The sequence below is a fragment of the Pseudoalteromonas byunsanensis genome (assembly GCF_001854475.1).
GTDB classification, from domain to species: domain Bacteria; phylum Pseudomonadota; class Gammaproteobacteria; order Enterobacterales; family Alteromonadaceae; genus Pseudoalteromonas; species Pseudoalteromonas byunsanensis.
In genome coordinates, this window is sequence record NZ_MNAN01000037.1 from 419,344 (window position 1) to 435,838 (window position 16,495).

General features: G+C 42.6%; 18 protein-coding genes. 8 read left to right on the forward strand and 10 right to left on the reverse strand.

Features of this window, described 5'->3' with window-relative positions; all coding sequences use genetic code 11:
- Positions 1–121: 121 nt before the first annotated feature.
- The 4 genes from BIW53_RS20210 to BIW53_RS20225 form a co-directional block, all read right to left on the reverse strand.
- Positions 122–1,099 (reverse strand): glutathione S-transferase family protein, encoded by a 978-nt coding sequence (locus BIW53_RS20210; RefSeq protein WP_070993815.1) that lies wholly within the window; start codon positions 1,097–1,099, stop codon positions 122–124.
- A 17-nt stretch (positions 1,100–1,116) separates the two neighbouring features.
- Complete coding sequence (locus BIW53_RS20215; protein ID WP_070993816.1) at positions 1,117–1,956, reverse strand: pirin family protein; 840 nt, start codon at positions 1,954–1,956, stop codon at positions 1,117–1,119.
- 173 nt (positions 1,957–2,129) lie between these two features.
- Positions 2,130–3,068 carry a class I SAM-dependent methyltransferase gene (locus BIW53_RS20220; protein ID WP_070993817.1) on the reverse strand — a complete coding sequence of 313 codons (939 nt, stop codon included), beginning with the start codon at positions 3,066–3,068 and terminating at the stop codon, positions 2,130–2,132.
- Between the two features lie 110 nt (positions 3,069–3,178).
- On the reverse strand, positions 3,179–4,894 hold the full coding sequence (locus tag BIW53_RS20225) for an amidohydrolase (RefSeq protein ID WP_070993818.1): 1,716 nt from the start codon (positions 4,892–4,894) through the stop codon (positions 3,179–3,181).
- A gap of 72 nt (positions 4,895–4,966) precedes the next feature.
- Between BIW53_RS20225 and BIW53_RS20230 the strand changes: the two genes are divergently transcribed.
- Both BIW53_RS20230 and BIW53_RS20235 read left to right on the forward strand, forming a co-directional pair.
- On the forward strand, positions 4,967–5,638 hold the full coding sequence (locus BIW53_RS20230; RefSeq protein ID WP_070993819.1) for a response regulator transcription factor: 672 nt from the start codon (positions 4,967–4,969) through the stop codon (positions 5,636–5,638).
- Entirely contained in the window at positions 5,631–6,821 is a 1,191-nt protein-coding gene (locus BIW53_RS20235) for a sensor histidine kinase (protein WP_070993820.1), read from the forward strand. The genes BIW53_RS20230 and BIW53_RS20235 overlap by 8 nt, the downstream gene beginning before the upstream one ends.
- Before the next feature lie 16 nt (positions 6,822–6,837).
- Here BIW53_RS20235 and nhaR read toward each other — a convergent pair whose 3' ends face one another.
- Positions 6,838–7,731, reverse strand: coding sequence for a transcriptional activator NhaR (nhaR, locus tag BIW53_RS20240; RefSeq protein WP_070993821.1), 894 nt, complete (start codon positions 7,729–7,731; stop codon positions 6,838–6,840).
- Between the two features lie 126 nt (positions 7,732–7,857).
- Here nhaR and BIW53_RS20245 point away from each other — a divergent pair, with 126 nt between their 5' ends.
- Both BIW53_RS20245 and BIW53_RS20250 read left to right on the forward strand, forming a co-directional pair.
- Positions 7,858–8,160: a hypothetical protein gene (locus BIW53_RS20245; protein WP_070993822.1), complete on the forward strand. Its 303-nt coding sequence runs from the start codon at positions 7,858–7,860 to the stop codon at positions 8,158–8,160.
- Between the two features lie 139 nt (positions 8,161–8,299).
- Positions 8,300–8,716 carry a hypothetical protein gene (locus BIW53_RS20250; protein WP_070993823.1) on the forward strand — a complete coding sequence of 139 codons (417 nt, stop codon included), beginning with the start codon at positions 8,300–8,302 and terminating at the stop codon, positions 8,714–8,716.
- Positions 8,717–8,724: 8 nt separating this feature from the next.
- Here the strand turns inward: BIW53_RS20250 and BIW53_RS20255 are convergent, their stop codons facing one another.
- Complete coding sequence (locus tag BIW53_RS20255) at positions 8,725–9,618, reverse strand: response regulator (protein ID WP_070993824.1); 894 nt, start codon at positions 9,616–9,618, stop codon at positions 8,725–8,727.
- Positions 9,619–9,849: 231 nt separating this feature from the next.
- Here BIW53_RS20255 and BIW53_RS20260 point away from each other — a divergent pair, with 231 nt between their 5' ends.
- From BIW53_RS20260 to arfB, 4 genes are all read left to right on the forward strand, one after another.
- Complete coding sequence (locus tag BIW53_RS20260; protein ID WP_245699499.1) at positions 9,850–10,506, forward strand: chromosome partitioning protein ParA; 657 nt, start codon at positions 9,850–9,852, stop codon at positions 10,504–10,506.
- A 200-nt stretch (positions 10,507–10,706) separates the two neighbouring features.
- Positions 10,707–11,987: an efflux RND transporter periplasmic adaptor subunit gene (locus tag BIW53_RS20265; RefSeq protein WP_070993826.1), complete on the forward strand. Its 1,281-nt coding sequence runs from the start codon at positions 10,707–10,709 to the stop codon at positions 11,985–11,987.
- A 12-nt stretch (positions 11,988–11,999) separates the two neighbouring features.
- Entirely contained in the window at positions 12,000–12,695 is a 696-nt protein-coding gene (locus BIW53_RS20270; RefSeq protein WP_070993827.1) for an ABC transporter ATP-binding protein, read from the forward strand.
- A 94-nt stretch (positions 12,696–12,789) separates the two neighbouring features.
- Positions 12,790–13,203, forward strand: a complete 414-nt coding sequence (gene arfB / locus BIW53_RS20275; protein WP_070993828.1) for an alternative ribosome rescue aminoacyl-tRNA hydrolase ArfB — start codon at positions 12,790–12,792, stop codon at positions 13,201–13,203.
- Here the strand turns inward: arfB and BIW53_RS20280 are convergent.
- Genes BIW53_RS20280 through BIW53_RS20295 form a run of 4 tightly spaced genes read right to left on the reverse strand, consistent with a single transcriptional unit; the run spans position 13,193 to position 16,421 of the window.
- Positions 13,193–14,428: an ATP-binding protein gene (locus BIW53_RS20280; protein ID WP_070993829.1), complete on the reverse strand. Its 1,236-nt coding sequence runs from the start codon at positions 14,426–14,428 to the stop codon at positions 13,193–13,195. The two genes, arfB and BIW53_RS20280, sit on opposite strands and share 11 nt — an antisense overlap.
- Before the next feature lie 7 nt (positions 14,429–14,435).
- The gene (locus tag BIW53_RS20285) at positions 14,436–15,125 is read right to left on the reverse strand and encodes a response regulator (RefSeq protein ID WP_070993830.1); all 690 of its coding nucleotides are present in this window, start codon (positions 15,123–15,125) and stop codon (positions 14,436–14,438) included.
- Positions 15,125–15,523, reverse strand: a complete 399-nt coding sequence (locus tag BIW53_RS20290) for a DUF3019 domain-containing protein (RefSeq protein WP_070993831.1) — start codon at positions 15,521–15,523, stop codon at positions 15,125–15,127. Before BIW53_RS20290 ends, BIW53_RS20285 begins: the two co-directional genes overlap by 1 nt.
- Positions 15,513–16,421, reverse strand: coding sequence for a MipA/OmpV family protein (locus BIW53_RS20295; protein ID WP_070993832.1), 909 nt, complete (start codon positions 16,419–16,421; stop codon positions 15,513–15,515). The genes BIW53_RS20290 and BIW53_RS20295 overlap by 11 nt, the downstream gene beginning before the upstream one ends.
- Between the last annotated feature and the right edge of the window lie 74 nt (positions 16,422–16,495).

Below are 16,495 nucleotides of genomic sequence, written 5' to 3' on the forward strand. Positions count from 1 at the left end.
GTTAAGATAAAAATAAGAGCATAAGTATCAATGAAGTACCTACCATATCAAGGTACTTTTTAGGAGCACTTAGTGCCTGCAACATGACAGGCACTAAGCGGCAGCGGCTTAATCACAAGGCTTACTTGGTTCTAGCTCGGTTATGAGGTGTCGTATAATCAATAGTAGGGCCCTTTGGCACCAGCTGATTCGGATTTATCATGGTATGACTATAATAATAGTGCCGTTTTATGTGACTAAAGTTCACTGTCTGGGCAATGTTCGGCCATTGATATAGCTTACGAATATAGTTTGCCAGATTCGGGTAGTCCTCTATACGCTGCTTATTACACTTAAAGTGACCATAATAAACAGAATCAAAACGGATCAACGTCGTGAATAGCCGCCAATCAGCCTCTGTAACATCAGCCCCAACCAGGTATGATGAATCGTTAAGTATTCCCTCAACCTTATCTAACGCTGCAAACAACTCATCGAATGCCAGCTCATATGCTTGCTGAGTCGTTGCAAAGCCACATCGATAAACCCCATTATTAATGTTCTGGTAGATGTATTCATTTATTTCATCAATTTGCTGCTTTGCATGCTCAGGATAATAATCGTCTGTATTGTGAGTGATTTCGTTAAACGCGCTATTAAACATACGAATGATCTCACTGGACTCATTGCTGACAATTTTTTCCTGCTGTTTGTCCCACAAAACAGGCACAGTCACACGTCCACTATATGTGTCATTATTTAGGGTATACAATTGATGCATGTAATCAAAACCATATAACGGGTCACCACTGCTGCCGCTTGCTTTGTCAAAAGTCCAACCTTGATCCAGCATATCAGGACTTACCACTGAAACTTCAATATGTTCCTCCAAGCCTTTGAGCGCCCTAAAAATTAAGGTCCGATGTGCCCATGGACACGCCAAAGATACAAACAAATGATAACGACCTGATTGCGCTCTAAACCCGCCAGAGCCAGAGGGGCCTGCAGACCCATCAGCCGTAACCCAGTTTCTTAACTGCGCCGCTTCACGCTCAAATTTACCTTTGTTACTGGTGTCGTACCATTTGTCCTGCCACTTACCATCCACAAGTAGTCCCATATTGTCCTCCCGTTATGCTATACAATGTCGCCGAAACGGCCCATCTGATAGTCTCTTACTGCTTCTTGCAGTTGCTCCTGAGTATTCATTACAAATGGGCCCATATGCGCTATCTTCTCGCCGATAGGTTGCCCAGCTAACACCAAAGCACCCATCCCTTGCTCTCCCGCGCTAAGTACCAGAGCTTCACTTGGTGCTACTTCCAATAGTGTTCCCACACTAAACTCAGTCGCTAATAAACCACCACTATGAATATAGATCAGGACCTTGCCATGTGAGGACACATCGAGCTTTATCGTGCTGTTAGGCGGAAGTATCACATCAGCAATCGCACCTTCTCCTGCAAGCCCTAAAATCGCGCCTTCAATAACATGCTCATCCATCCGCCAACTGCCAGCAAGTGCGAGCAACTGCGCATGCTGATCATTCTCCAAGGCGGGAACACCTGATCCTGTTGAGTCTTGATATCTTGGTGGTCGCATTTTCTCCTTTGCTGGCATATTGAGCCAGATTTGAAAACCATGCATACCATTACTTTCATCAACCAAAGGCATCTCACTGTGCACGACCCCGCGTCCAGTGCTCATCCACTGTACATCACCACTGCGAATGGCTTTTTTATTGCCCATTTGATCTTGATGCTCAAAACCACCTTTGCGAATGTAAGTAAAGGTTTCAATACCACGGTGAGGGTGAGGAGGGAAACCTCCGATGTAGTCACTTTTATTGTCAGATTTTAATTCATCAATCATCAAATATGGGTCGAGACTCTTGCCATCAAACCCAGCAATACGCTTGATACTTACGCCTGCTCCATCACTGGTGGCATAGGATTTCTGTGTGCGAATGATTTTCATGTTTTGCTCCAACAGCACATTGCTTGCTCAATATTGATACTGTAGCAAGAAGCAAAACGATTAAAAATTAGTAAAATTAGCGGATTTCATTCTAAAAAAAAGAATGGTTTGAATGACAATAACGCTAAATACAACGTGTGTGCACTTAGCGTTAAAGCTAAAAATAAAATGAGTTAACTGGCTACCCGCTTAAACAGTAAGCTTTTTAAACTTGCTTGTGGGTTAATATCTCGAAACTCAGGCGGGTTATCAAGACGTTCCACAAACACCATATCTGGGGCCTGCTCAGCCATTTCCTGAATTAGAAACTGTGCATCTAAACTTGGGTCGTTTACACAAGCGAGTACTTGACCGTGCTCTGTCAGAAGTTCAGGCAAGCGACGGAGTATCTTCTTGTAATCTTTAGTAAGCGCAAAGCTGCCTTTTTGAAAAGAAGGTGGATCGATAATAACCAAATCATAGGGGCCAAACTTTCTCACCTTTCCCCAAGATTTAAATAATTCGTGACCCAAAAACTTCACTTTGTTGAGTTCATGACCATTAGCTCTGTGATTATCTCGCCCTTTACCAAGCGCAGCTTTAGCCATATCTAGGTTTACTACTTGCTTTGCACCACCTGCAATCGCGGCAACCGAAAAGCCACAGGTGTAGGCAAACAAATTCAATATCCGCTTATCCTGCGCGTTTGATTTTACCCAGCTGCGACCAAAACGCATGTCTAGAAACAAACCGTTATTTTGCTTATTACCCAAATCCAGCAAAAATGTCAGCCCATTTTCAACAACTTGCTGTTCTTTTGACAAAGTGCCCCACAGCACCTCAAGTTCACAGTCTGGGCGGCTGCGATGATGCAACAAAATACTTTTCACCTTACTTTGCCAAAGTGGTAATTGCGCCCACTTTGCACTGAGCACTCGCAACGCGTCGATAAACTCAAGGTCGGGCTCTTTAAACAATGAAATCAATAACTGTCCTGCCAACCAATCCACCGTAATATGTTCGAGGCCTGGCCAACACTGACCTCGACCATGAAATAGGCGTCTGACTTCATCGGGAAATTGTTCTAATTCGCATAGCTGTTGGTCAAGCAAGGGCAGGGCAGTTGGTGTCATGATATATAAAAAGTAATAAGCAAAAGGGGTATTCTACGCATTTTCTGTGACTGGCACCACACACGAATCCCCCAACATAAAACGAAGTCGTATGCAGTGCCAAAAACGTATCAGTAAGCCTGATACACCACATCACCATCAAGTAAGGTAAGTTCAGCCTTTACTTGTTTGATTTGCTCAGCAGTTAAGTCGAACAGGTTGTGATCTAACACCACAAGATCGGCACGTTTACCCACTTCTATGCTACCCACCAAATGTTCCTGACGCATCGCATACGCCCCGTTGATAGTGTAGGCTGCAATCGCCTGTGCTAGCGTAATATTTTGTGGCGCTCTGGATATAGCGTGACTAAGTGCCACAAAAGGGTTAAAGGTACTGACATTCCAATCGCTACTTAACGTGAGTGTGGCATTTGCAGCTTGCAAACTTTTTATAGGCACCAGATCCTGTGAGCGTTGTACCCCTATGAGTGGGATATTTTCAGGCCAATGACTTGGCTGGCTAAATTCTCCTGCGACTTGCGCATCGGCAATCACATTCAGTTTGCCAAAACGAGGCATGTCATCTGGGTCAACGACTTCTAAATGAGTGATCCTGTGTCTTGCATCGCCATTAGAGGCGTTTTCAATAGCATTTAATGCCTCGTGGATACCCCTATCACCAATTCCATGAATGTTAAAGTCGAAACCAACTGGCTCCAGAGCCTGGATATATTTTTCCATGCGCGCTTGAGTAAAGTAATTTAACCCCTTATTTTGATATAAATTGAGCCAGTTAACTTCGTAGGGCTCATGCATTGCCGCCGTGCTATTAACTAAAATGCCATCCATATAAAACTTTACCTGATCGACTTTCAACAGGCTGTCTGATGGGCGACTAAACATCGCTTTAAGCGATGCAAGTTGCTTTTCATCGCTCATTTGCGGGTATGCCCAAAGACCAAGGCTAACACGCAGCGTTAACTTATCCTCATCAGCTACACGCTGCCAAGTTTGCAGGTGTCCTCTTTGCCAATAAGTACGCGCATCACTGATTGACGTGATCCCGACTTTATTGAGCTCAGGCATCGTGTACTCAATCAAACCGTAGTAATCTTGCGCCTTAGCGTCTGGACGCGAGTTCATCGCCAACTCCATTAATTGGTTACCAGCGTTATCATATAGAATCCCGTTCAGGTTGCCTTGGCTATCTTTACCTATTACACCCCCGATGGGGTCTTGACTGTTAGCCGTGATCCCCGCAAGCGCGAGCGCCTTACTATTCACCCACATTGAATGAGAAGTTTGCTCCATGATAATGACAGGGCGCTCCGGTATCGCTTCATCCAGTACCTCCAACGGCGATGTCTGCATGTCCAACAACGTTGCTATCTCATGACCATAGCCAATTAACCAGTCCGTATTAGGGTGGCTTAATGATGCTTCATACAATAAGTCGATATATTCGCTTTCTGAAGCGTATCCAGGTAAGGTAAATTGCGTGACTTCAGAGGCAGACTCCAAGGGATGAATATGCACATCATGGAAACCTGGCAGCAGCATTTTACCCTTCAGATCGATCACTTCTGTACGGTCGGTAATATAACTCTTGGCCTGTGTATCATCTCCAACATAAACAATCTTATTACCTTGTATTGCGACTGCCTGTGCCCATGGTTGCTTAGTATTGACGGTATAAACCTGACCATTGACGAACACCATACTCGCCTCAGCAGTGGTGGCCTCGCTGACCGCAGGTTTTGCCGCATCGCCCTCTTCAGTACAACCTGACAAAGCACAGCTAAGTGAAAGAAGTGTGGTACAAATTAACATAGTTGATTGACTCATTAGTTGACTCCTTTGGTATAGCGATACACTATCAAGAAACAGGTAACCGTAAGGTAACAGTATAGGCGAGTCATGATCATATTATTGGTAGAGGACGATACAGTGCTGGCAACTCACAGTATCGACTTTCTTGCACAAGAGGGAATAGAGGTAGACTACGCCAGCACAGTTAAACAGGCGCAAGCCATCAGTGAACATCAGAATTATGATGCTATCGTGTTGGATATCAACTTGCCCGACGGTGATGGGCTGACGCTTGCTAAACAGTGGCAACACCAGCGCCAAGAACCGATTTTATTTCTCAGTGCCCGAGATGCCCTCGACGATAAACTGCAAGCTTTTTCATATGGCGCACTGGATTATTTAACCAAGCCATTCGCATTGCCAGAATTGGCCATTCGCATTAAATTGCTCGCAAACAAAAGTAACTCAAAACCTAATCGACAATTTAGTCTCGATTCTTTGCAAGTCGATTTAGACGCGAGAATTATCACTCGGGGAGATAGGGTCATCGTGCTGTCTGCCCAGCAATGGCTGTTGTTAGAGTTACTGATAAAGCACTATCCAAACCCAGTGAGAAAAGCCGCCATCATAAATGAAATTTGGCCGCAACAGGACAGCAATATCAACATGTACAAATCACTCATAACAAGGTTACGTAGCAATTTAACCCAAGAAGATGAACCTGCCTTATTACATACGCTAAGAAAGCAGGGCATCGCATTGAGAGTCCAACATGACTAAGCATCACACTTCTATGATTATGTATTTGAGTTCACGTATCACCTTGCCGATGCTTGTAATGATGCTCTGTTGGCTGGGCGTATCTAAATACAGTTACGAGTTTGCGCTTGATGACAGTGCCGCGCACTACCTCTATTATGACGCCGAGCGAGTACAAACACAGCAACTTACATTGCCTGTCTCTGATGAGTTTAAACTTATTACGCAATCGCACATAGAACTACCTGATCATGTAGTGCAGGCATGGCGTTCAGGTCAATTACCCATAAATCAGGTCACACTGTTACAACACTCAAACCAAGATATCTACGTCCTGCCTTGGCAGCAACCTAACAGTAATGCCGCACCCTTTTTTGTATTGCACTTTTTCGATCAACAAGACACTTTACCAATCACGCCATGGCTTTCACTTTTGCTAGCCGCTTTTAGCCTCTTTGCACTTTACATTGTTCTCAGAAGTACATTTAAAATAAACAGACAAATCAACGCACTTACTTTGTTTGTAAACACTAACAAACAACACAGTGATATAGGAAGGTTCAAAGAGTTCAGCGCCTTTTTCGATGCGCTCAAATTATCAAGACAAGCCGAACAGCTTGTACAGCAAAGAGAACGCTTACTTAGCGCCTTCTTGAGTCACGAAGTACGCACTCCACTGACACACATCCAGCACGGTGTTGCCCGACTGCAACAGCAAGATAACCTTCCTCTTGAAGCCATAGACGTGCTGCTTACATTGGAACAAGCGCAACATCGACTTCGCGACACCAGTAGTGCAGTACTTGCGTTGTGGCAACAAGCCGATATTGAGAAACAACATATTGATATGAAGTCGGTTATCAAACGCGTTGTCGCTAGGCACGATAATCACCATTTTCAAATCAACCTTACACTCTGCCCACATGAGGTTATTCTGCCACTCCATATACCATTATGTGAGTTATTACTTACTCAGGCGATAGAAAACGCACAGCAGCATGGTCAATCACCCTTGACGATAAAATTAACGCCTGACGTACTCACTTTACACAATACCAAAGAGACCAAAGCGCAAGATACTTCAGGTACAGGCTTAGGCGCTGTATTGATCCAGCAAATATGTACACGGCTGGACTGGCATTTTAAAATTACGGCAACAGAGCAAGACTATACGCTTACTATTAAGTTTAAAGCGCTTTATTAGTAATAATGGCCAATCATTATGTATTCTGCGCATAGCGTACAAACTCAGAATAAATAGAGTCTTTGATTAATCTGTCGGGTGTAAACGCATAATAATGCTGATAAACATTATCAATGGGGCCAATAAATCGTATGTCGCGATTACGCTCAATTTCCTCTTTAACCGATAGTGGTGCCGGAAACAAACCAAACCCTTGCTGGCCCAAGGCAACCATCAGGGCGCTATCATCCACATGACCGGCTACGCTTATCTCAATGTCCAACTCATCTAGCCAGTAGTGAATTGCATTAGTTACGGGGCTCGACTTAGCAGGCAGCACGACAGGCACGTCAGCCAGCGTATTGGGATAACTCGTTTGCAAATTTTGCTGCCAGCTACTGGCACCAAAAAAACCTAATTGGCTTTTACCTATTTCATGACAGAACACTTTAAACGGTAAACTATTGTCCAAAGGCTTATCTGCCAATACTAAATCCAGCTTATGAATCGCCATTTGCGCTAACAACTCAGCTTGCTGCCCATCAATACAATGTAGATTAGCAATACGTTCATTCTCAATTAATGGTGCTAGCCATTTTGAAACCAATGACTTGGGTAAAGCATCTGATATGCCGACTTTCAAGGTCCGTGACAAGGTACCAACATCACCTGAAGTGGTTTCGAGCCACTCATGTGCAATCGCAAACATATCATCTGCATATTGCTGCGCTATTTGCCCAAACTCTGTTAGACGGAGTCCTCGTCCTTCACGCAAAAACAACGCTTTACCTAAGCGCTGCTCTAAGCTCGTTATTTGCGCACTCACAGTCTGAGGCGTCAGATGTAATACCTTACTCGCAGCGGCAATACTACCGTGACGACTTACCTGCCAGAAATAATATAAATGGTTGTAATTGATGTTGGTAATCATTCGTTAATACCTGTCACTAAGTAAGAAATAATCAGCTTTTTTCTTTTCATCTACCTTAGTAGATTTAGATGGTACCTGCAATTGAGGTGCGACAAGTTCAATCAAATAACGGATAAGAATCCAACCATGAAACTGAAGTTATCAATAAAAGACAAAACAGTTACCGCAGCGATGAAAGTGCAGCTATCAAAGTTAGTAATGAAGCAGCTACAAAAGTACGCTTTAAATATTCGTGCTGTAGAGCTTCACATCGATGATGTAGTGTCTCGTCAAAATGGTTTGATTAAACAATGTCGTCTAAATCTTCAATTACCAGGGTTACCAAGCATAGTGCTTAAGGCGAAAGGCAATAACATGCTACAAGCAATTAAGCGCGCATTACACAACGGCCAAAAAATACTGGCTCAAAAGTATGCAATTGCTCACTAACCCTTTGTAGTACATGCAATCATTTTTGTTCCATAAGATCCCAAGCACTTGCAGCGGAAAGGATGCCGCTCTATTTCATCAAGTTATTTTTTAGCTCGCCGATACAATATTATGTGTAGGACATTAAACTGGTCGTGACGTGAAGCTCCATGCTCTAACTCAACATTCAATAGCTCAAACGGCTTTAGACTTGCGCAATCAAGCAGGAGAGGGCGTTCGCACACTGAACTTGTCAAACAACATACAAAAAGCTTTCACCCGATCACAGAGCGATGATAAAGCCGCAATGAAAAAAGAGCTACCAGCCCATATAGATGCATTACTAGCTCAACAGAAAAAAATCAAAAAACAGCTGCGGGAACAAAAAGAACAGCTCGTTGATGTAAAAACTAGATTAGACATGAATGAAGAAATCAGACAAAACATGATCAAACACTTGACGGCTGAGCTAACTCAATTACATCTGCAACTCGTTAGTATATCGCAGGCACTGCATGACGCATTGAAAAAATCAGGAATAAGTGACTTAAATCAGCTTGTAGATGTGCTTAGCTAGGTAGCGCCTTAAAAGCCAACCAATAGCACTTTCCCAAGTGCCATCCCCTCTCTTTGGCAACTAAAGTCAATACGGCTATCCAACGGCGTTTGATAAAGCGACTCCAGCTTTTTAAAAGGCGTGCCAATAAACTTTACGGTCTTCACCCGCAAACTCATACGAGAGCGCTTATCCAAAAACGCAAATGCTGTGGCATTTAGGGTTTCCTTACACGACTCCAAAATATCACTAGAGAGAATATGCTGATGAATCGCTTGATGTATTTCTTGTGGTGCAATTTGCTGCTGACTACTGGCTAAAACGCAAGTAGCATAAACGTCAAGCAAACCGACAGCTCTGACTTTTTGATTGTTTCTGTCTTCATAAATAGCCATGACACAAGGCACTTTGGTTTCATCAAAGTCTTGAGGTTTAATGGATTGGATCACTAGGCTTTTATCGACCTGTTTATGGATAAGGCGCTCTAGCTGTCCTAGTTTGGGCAGTGCCAACTGACCATTAATTTCCACCTGTTCTAGGATCACTTCACTTTCTTCCGTTCCCTGTACCAAAGGCAGCAAATTATCGTGTAACTGTTGGTCAGAAAAAGGTTTTGAAAGCACAAAGCGAGCACCAGCTTGCAAGGCTTCGTTTATTTTTGCCTGCTCATCAACCGTGGTTATCATCGCGACTGTCATATTTAGCTGACGCTTTTTGATCGCGTGAAGCAAAGTCAAACCTGACATATCAGGCATATGCCAATCGGTCAAAACAATATCGGGACGCCAGTTACCTATCTCTCGTAACGCTAACTTAACGCTGCTGGCTTTTCGGATCAAAAGCTTACGATAACCAAACTTTTCCAGTGCACGTCTTACAATCTCTAATGTTGCAGGGCTGTCGTCGACAATCAGTATCTTCACATTTGACCACTTAGAACAAAAACTTGTTTTTTATTATAGGCATATTTTTTATGCATCACTAAACTCAAAGAGAGTTTCTAATCAAGTTAAGCTAGTTAAACAATGCATAATTTATATTTTCCCGCCGATGTATACCAATACATAGCAATTAATTTTGGGCTGCTAATTCTGGCAGCTTGGTTCTATATTCTTTTATTAATTTTGCGTGAATTCAGACACTTTGCAACCACAATGGCAAAACATAAGCCTAGTATGCAAGATGAAGATATTTTAAGGATATGTCGAGAATCTGTAGATAGTGCATTGAATTACGTTAATGATAATAGCGAAACCATTTCCCAGCTAGCGCAAATACAGCAAACACTGGAACAGCAACTAGCTGAGATCCGCAACTCAACCAAAGACCGCATGTCCAAGCAAGAAGCCGCCTCGATTAAAGCACTGAATCAAAAACTCGTGCAATCCCATGCGCTAATTCGAAAACTAAAAGGAGACCTTGATCAAAGCACAGAAAAATTAAAAATAACTCGGCAAAAGCTATACAACCAATATGATGAAATAGAAGTACTACAAAAAGAACATCAACAACTGCAAGAGAAATATCAAGCCATTCAACAACAAATGGGCGCTTCGCCGCAAAGCGCACAGGATTTCGAACAAGAAAAGGCGCAATTGAACGAAATAATTAATAACTATAAGCGGCAAATTGCTGAGCAAAATCAAGCATTGGAACAGTTATCGTTACAAGCAGATACCAGTAATGATCCCGATTCAGATGGAATTAAAGCTGAATTAGAGCAGACAAAAGCCGCGCTGAAACATCTCAAGAAAGAGAAAAATTTCATTGAGAGTAGATACTTAGAGTTGACTAAAACAAAAGACCAATGAGTCCTGCCGGTTATGTCTAATAATTCAGCATTTATTCAGATTTTTTTTAAAACAAAAAATTAACCTTGGTGACATTTTGTCAAAAAGCATGTATTTTACCGATGCAGTAATTTGATAGCTTGTAGCTTTAATTTGAAATGAATTTAGATTAGTTAACTATCAAAGTCAGACCGTCACGAAGCAGGAAAGGGATTACATAAATGACGTATATATCAGACACCAGCGCCCAAGATACTCAAGTGCAAACACAACGCTCAAAAGCCAAGCTAGCAATGCCATTTATTGTGGTTATTGCATTTATTGTTTTTATATATTTCATTGTTACCCCTGCTATTGCAAACTGGAGTAGTGGCCAATCAGCCGTTGAATTGGAAAAAATTCGAATCGCTAAAGTTGAACAAGGCATGTTTGTCAGAGACTTTTCAGTACAAGGTCGTGTCATTGCTGCAAAACGACCCGTATTGTATAGCCCAGCACAAGGAACGGTAACCTATTTAGTCGAAGCTGGTGATAGCGTAACGACGGATCAGACTCTAGCAATTATTGATAGTCCAGAACTAAAGAGCCTTTATGATCAAGAAATAGCTAATCTGACAAAACTGAAAACACATCTAGAGCGCGAAAAGATACAGGTTAAGAAGTCCAATCTTGCTCATGATAATCTGATTGGTAAAGCTGAAGTAGCGCTCAACGCAGCACGTCGAGAGATGCGTCGCTCAGAAGACGCTATGCAAAATAATGTCATAAGCGATATTGATTATCAAAAGGCCAAAGACGATTTACAAAACGCTGAGCGCGAATATCAACACGTGCTCAAAGAAGTTGCCTTGCTCAAAGAAAGTCAAAAGTTCGAAATACAAACCCGCGAGTTAGAATTAGAATCACAACAAGTCAAAGTCACGGAACTAAAACGTCAAGTTGATGGCCTTAAAATCAGTTCACCGGTTACTGGCTTAGTGGGCAACTTAAATGCGCAACAAAAAAACTCAGTTGCTAAAAACCAACCGCTATTGAGCGTCGTTGACCTTACCCAATATGAACTAGAGGTAAGCATTCCAGAAAGTTATGCCGATGACCTCGCATTAGGTATGGAAGCAGAAATAACGTTGAACCAAGTCCTTTATGAAGGTGAGTTAGTCGCAATTTCACCGGAGATAACCAAAGGAACTGTGAATGGCAAAATTCGTTTTAAAGATGACTCTTTGACAGGTCTTAGACAAAACCAAAGACTCACAACCCGGATTATATTGGAACAAAAAAACGATATCGCGTTCTTACCCAGAGGCCAGTTCATTAACACCTACAATGGCCAATTCGCCTATGTTGTTAAGGATAACGAAGCAGTTAAGACCCCAATAAAATTGGGCTCGCGAAGTCTTGCTCAAGTGGAAGTGCTTTCTGGATTGAAGCAAGGTGACCAAGTTGTTATTTCAGACAATGATATCTTTAAGGATGCGCCTAGCGTGCGTATCTTACAATAAAAGGAACTATGTATGTTAAAGATGCAAAACCTCGCTAAAGTTTTTTACGCAGACAGTATTAAAACTCAGGCATTGCACCCATTTGACTTAACGATTGAACAAGGAGAGTTCGTAAGTGTAATTGGCCCGTCAGGTTCAGGAAAAACAACCTTCTTGAATATCGCAGGGTTACTCGAAGAACACAGTGAAGGGTTATATCTACTTGATGGACAAGATGTATCCAAAATGAGAGATAAGCAAAAATCTGCGTACCGAAATGAAAAAATTGGTTTTGTATTCCAAAGCTTTAATCTTATTCCTGAGCTGAATTTATATGACAATGTTGATATGCCACTACGGTATAGAAAGTTCTCTGCCGCAGAGCGCGACAAACGCATCATGCAAGCACTTGAACAAGTTGGTTTAGCAGGCAGAAAGAACCACTATCCAACGCAACTTTCGGGTGGACAGCAACAACGCGTAGCTATTGCAAGGGCCATAGCTGGTTCACCTGCGGTTATCTTGGCGGACGAGCCGACTGGTAATTTAGACTCTAAAATGGCGGATGGTATCATGGCATTACTTAAAGATATCAATGCTCAAGGCACCAGCATCATTATGGTTACGCATGATAACGAGCAAGCTGTTCAAGCCAATCGTATTATACAAATCAAAGATGGATACTTAGACGAGTATCAGCCATTAAAAAAAACCGCAGCCATAGCCTGAACTGAGCTATAGCACTCACTGCCCTCTGGTACATTTCACTGTGCCAGTAGGCGTGTTAAACTGGACCACATAACAAACCAATTTGGAATATGTGGTGTTAAAAATCTCCAATAATGTTGAGATCTCCGCTTGGGAAATAGAGCTCAGTGCTATCCGTGCACAAGGTGCAGGCGGGCAAAATGTAAATAAAGTATCGAGTGCAATTCATCTAAAGTTTGATATAAACCGCTCAGCGCTCCCCGAATTTTACAAGCAAAGACTACTAGCCTTAAACGATAGCCGCATCACCAAAGAGGGTGTCATCATAATCAAGGCGCAGTCCCACCGAACACAAGAAATGAACAAAGAAGAGGCCCTTGAGCGTTTGAAAACTCTGATCCTCAGTGCCACAAAAATTGAAAAAGCACGTAGAGCAACCAAACCAACTCGAAGCTCGCAACGCAAACGCGTAGAGAGTAAAGTTAAGCGCGGTCAGACTAAAAATTTAAGGGGTAAAATTAAGTTTTAACTTGGGCAGGTAGATGCACCACAAATTGGGCTCCTCCCCATTGAGAGGTCTGTATCTCACACCCCCCCCCGTGCCAAGTGACTATCTTTTTTACAATCGCCAACCCCAGACCAAACCCCCCTGAGGTTTTATTGCGGCTTTTCTCCAATCTAATGAAGGGTTCAAAAACCTTATCGCGCGCTTCAGGTACAATACCGATACCATCATCACCTACAAACAAATTCACTTGTCCTTGCTCAAAGGTCATTGCTAAATAGATATGCTCTCTAGCGTATTTATCGGCATTTTGTAGCAGGTTTTGCAGCACTCTGGCGATATAATTGCGCTCTGCAACAATATATAGCTGTTCATGTTCACAATCGAACACTATATGTTTGCTAGTTACTCTATTGAGTTTTTCCAATTGTTCATGAAGCAGCTCAACAAAATCAAAGGGCTTAAACTGTAATTCACTTTGCGCCATCTCTAGGCGCGCGTAACTGAGCATTTCATCAATCAACACTTCCATCTCTTGAACATCTTCTGACATCAATGTGACCTGCTCAGGCGCATCCTTATGCATTAGAGCCAATGCAAATTTCAAACGTGCCAAAGGCGTTCTTAACTCATGTGATACTGCATTGACTAAGTGCTTTTGATTACTCATCAAATTAGCGACTTTTTTAGCCATGGTATGAAATTGACTCGTAAGATTTGCAATGGCAGAAAAACGAGAAGGGGCAATAGAAATATCTAGCTGACCTTTGGCGAGTTGACTCGTAACGTACTTGAGTTGCATTAAGTCTCGCCAAAGTGGGCGCAGCCAAAACATCAGCAACACTGCCAATAACAAAAATGAGCTTAACTTGATTAAGTATTTAGGCAACACGACCGGCTCAACTGGCATAAATGGGCCAAGTTGCACAAGCGTTTGCTTGTCCTGCATCAAAAACGACAAGAGCGCATGGTTTTGCTCGGTGTAAGTTGTCACAATATCGCCTTGCAGCAATTGATTACGTTGCTCAGGTAACCAAGCTACTTCATCTACGTGCAAAGTGTTGAGCGATGGGTCTGGCGTCGCTGTATTTATCACACTCGTTTGTAGTGACTTTGCAACTTGCTTAGCATGGCGTAGATCATCCGGTGCTTGATATACCCAGTGTTGCCAAATAAGTTCACTACCCTGATTAATAGCAATAATACTGACAAACACCACCAGATATAAACTGATTAACAAGCGGATCATTCAGCCCTCAGCCCCATGCTGATTTGGAACACAAATAGCCTTTACCCCAAACTGTGATCAGTCGTTCAGGTTGCTCTAGATTATCATTGAGCTTTTTACGTAAGCGCGATATGCGCACATCCACACTTCGGTCTAAGCCATCATATTCTCTGCCAACCACATGTTTATAGATGTATTCTCGACTTTGTGTCTCACCCGCGTGACTGGCAAGGGCCCATAATAAATCAAATTCGTAACTGGTTAATTCGACTTCTTGCTGCTGCAGCAACACCTTTCGATTTGCTTTATCAATACTAAGCTGGCCTAAGCTAAGCTGTTCTCCAAAACGCACCGTAGTGCTATTGCGTCGCAGTAAAGCATTCAAACGAGCCAACAATACATGTGGCTCAACAGGTTTAATAACATAATCATCAGCACCGATCTCCAAACCTCGTACCTGATCAAAATCACTATCTTTGGCTGTTAAGAATAGTATAGGACCCTGATATTGTGGCCTAACTTGCCGGCACACGCTAAAACCATCCTGATTGGGTAACATGATATCGAGCACCACTACATCTGGCTGCGTCGCTAAAATCGCCTCAACAGCCTTTGCACCATCATGTATCTGGCTGACCTCAAACCCGTTACTTTTCAGGAATTGCGCTGTCAACTCGGCCAGCCGGATATCGTCTTCAACGAGCATTACATGTGCCATTAGAATATACTCCAGTCAGTTTTTAATCTTCTTCTGTATTGGCTACTCATTGCCGCGTTAACCTTAATGACCTGTTGTGCTAGCACCACCTGCTCAGAGTTAATTAAACGAAAGGTCATATTCTTTTGTAGCGAGATATCGAGTTTTTCCACAACGCTTTTTTTCCCATGCCAACACTGCATTTTAGTCTCTTCTTGATATAAGCAGGCATCAATTGGGTGTGGGGCTTGCCAATTTACTTTAACCGTCATCTTACAAAGCTCACCCAACTGCCTGACAATACAAGTAATTGGTTTTATTTCTAAGTTGGGAGCATTTGTTAAAGTCCCTGTCGCCATTAAATTTGTGCAACCAAGCAGCAAAGATAATGCAACCGCAAGCTGTATACTAGAATTCATACAGCCCTCCAATAAAGATACTGCTGGAGCCACTATCTCTAAGTAATGGACTATCACTGATCCCATCAGCCAACCATGTATGCTTAATATTGAACTTAAACTGCCAGTGTTTGTTGATTCTATGGTTGTATGCCATCGACAAAAATGGAGAAATACTACTGCGCCCTTGATAATACAAACGCGGATCGGAACTGTCTGTTGTACGTAGTCCGTAATAATAATCAACCAATTGCTGACTTTGCCACTGCGCACCAACTTTCAGCTGAAGTTTCGCTTGAGTCTCTATAGGCAAAGGCAATTGTTGACTGAAAGTGACAGTCGCATTCTGCCCCTTGTACACACCACCTAAATCATGAAGCCAAGACACGGTTAGTTTACTATTGTCATTGATATACCAATGTAAAAGTAACCCACCATCAATAGTCCAATCTCGGTGAGTAATTTCATCTATACGAATTTTAGGTTTATAAGCAGGTGTTTTGGTGGGGTGATCGCCTTCGGAAGGTACGCTCTCAGGTAAATTGTCGACCACCATGCCATTCACATCGAGATATTTCTCTGGAGCGGCGATGCTACGAAGATGATGTCGTTCAAAAAACGCCTGTTCGACATTAGGTTCAACAATAACGCTTAAATCAAAATTATGCTGATGACTGAACGTATACCCTAAAGTGGTATTTTCTAAAAAGAACTTATCACCGTAGTAGCTAAAGTAAGGTAAGAAAAACAGCGGTATATCGTCACCTCCTTCTAAAGGATTGGTCATTACCCCAGCCCCAATAGCAACAGCAAATTGCCATTGACCGACCTCAATGCAGCCTTCTTCTTGGGACTGACATTGCTGAGCATGCACCCCCATCGATGCTAACATGCTCATGGCAACTAAAACCTGCTTCAAACTTACCTCCTCTGTTTAGTTATTGTGGTGTTTTTTCTAGATGTCACCTAACCTACGTTTAGTAAGTCACCCAC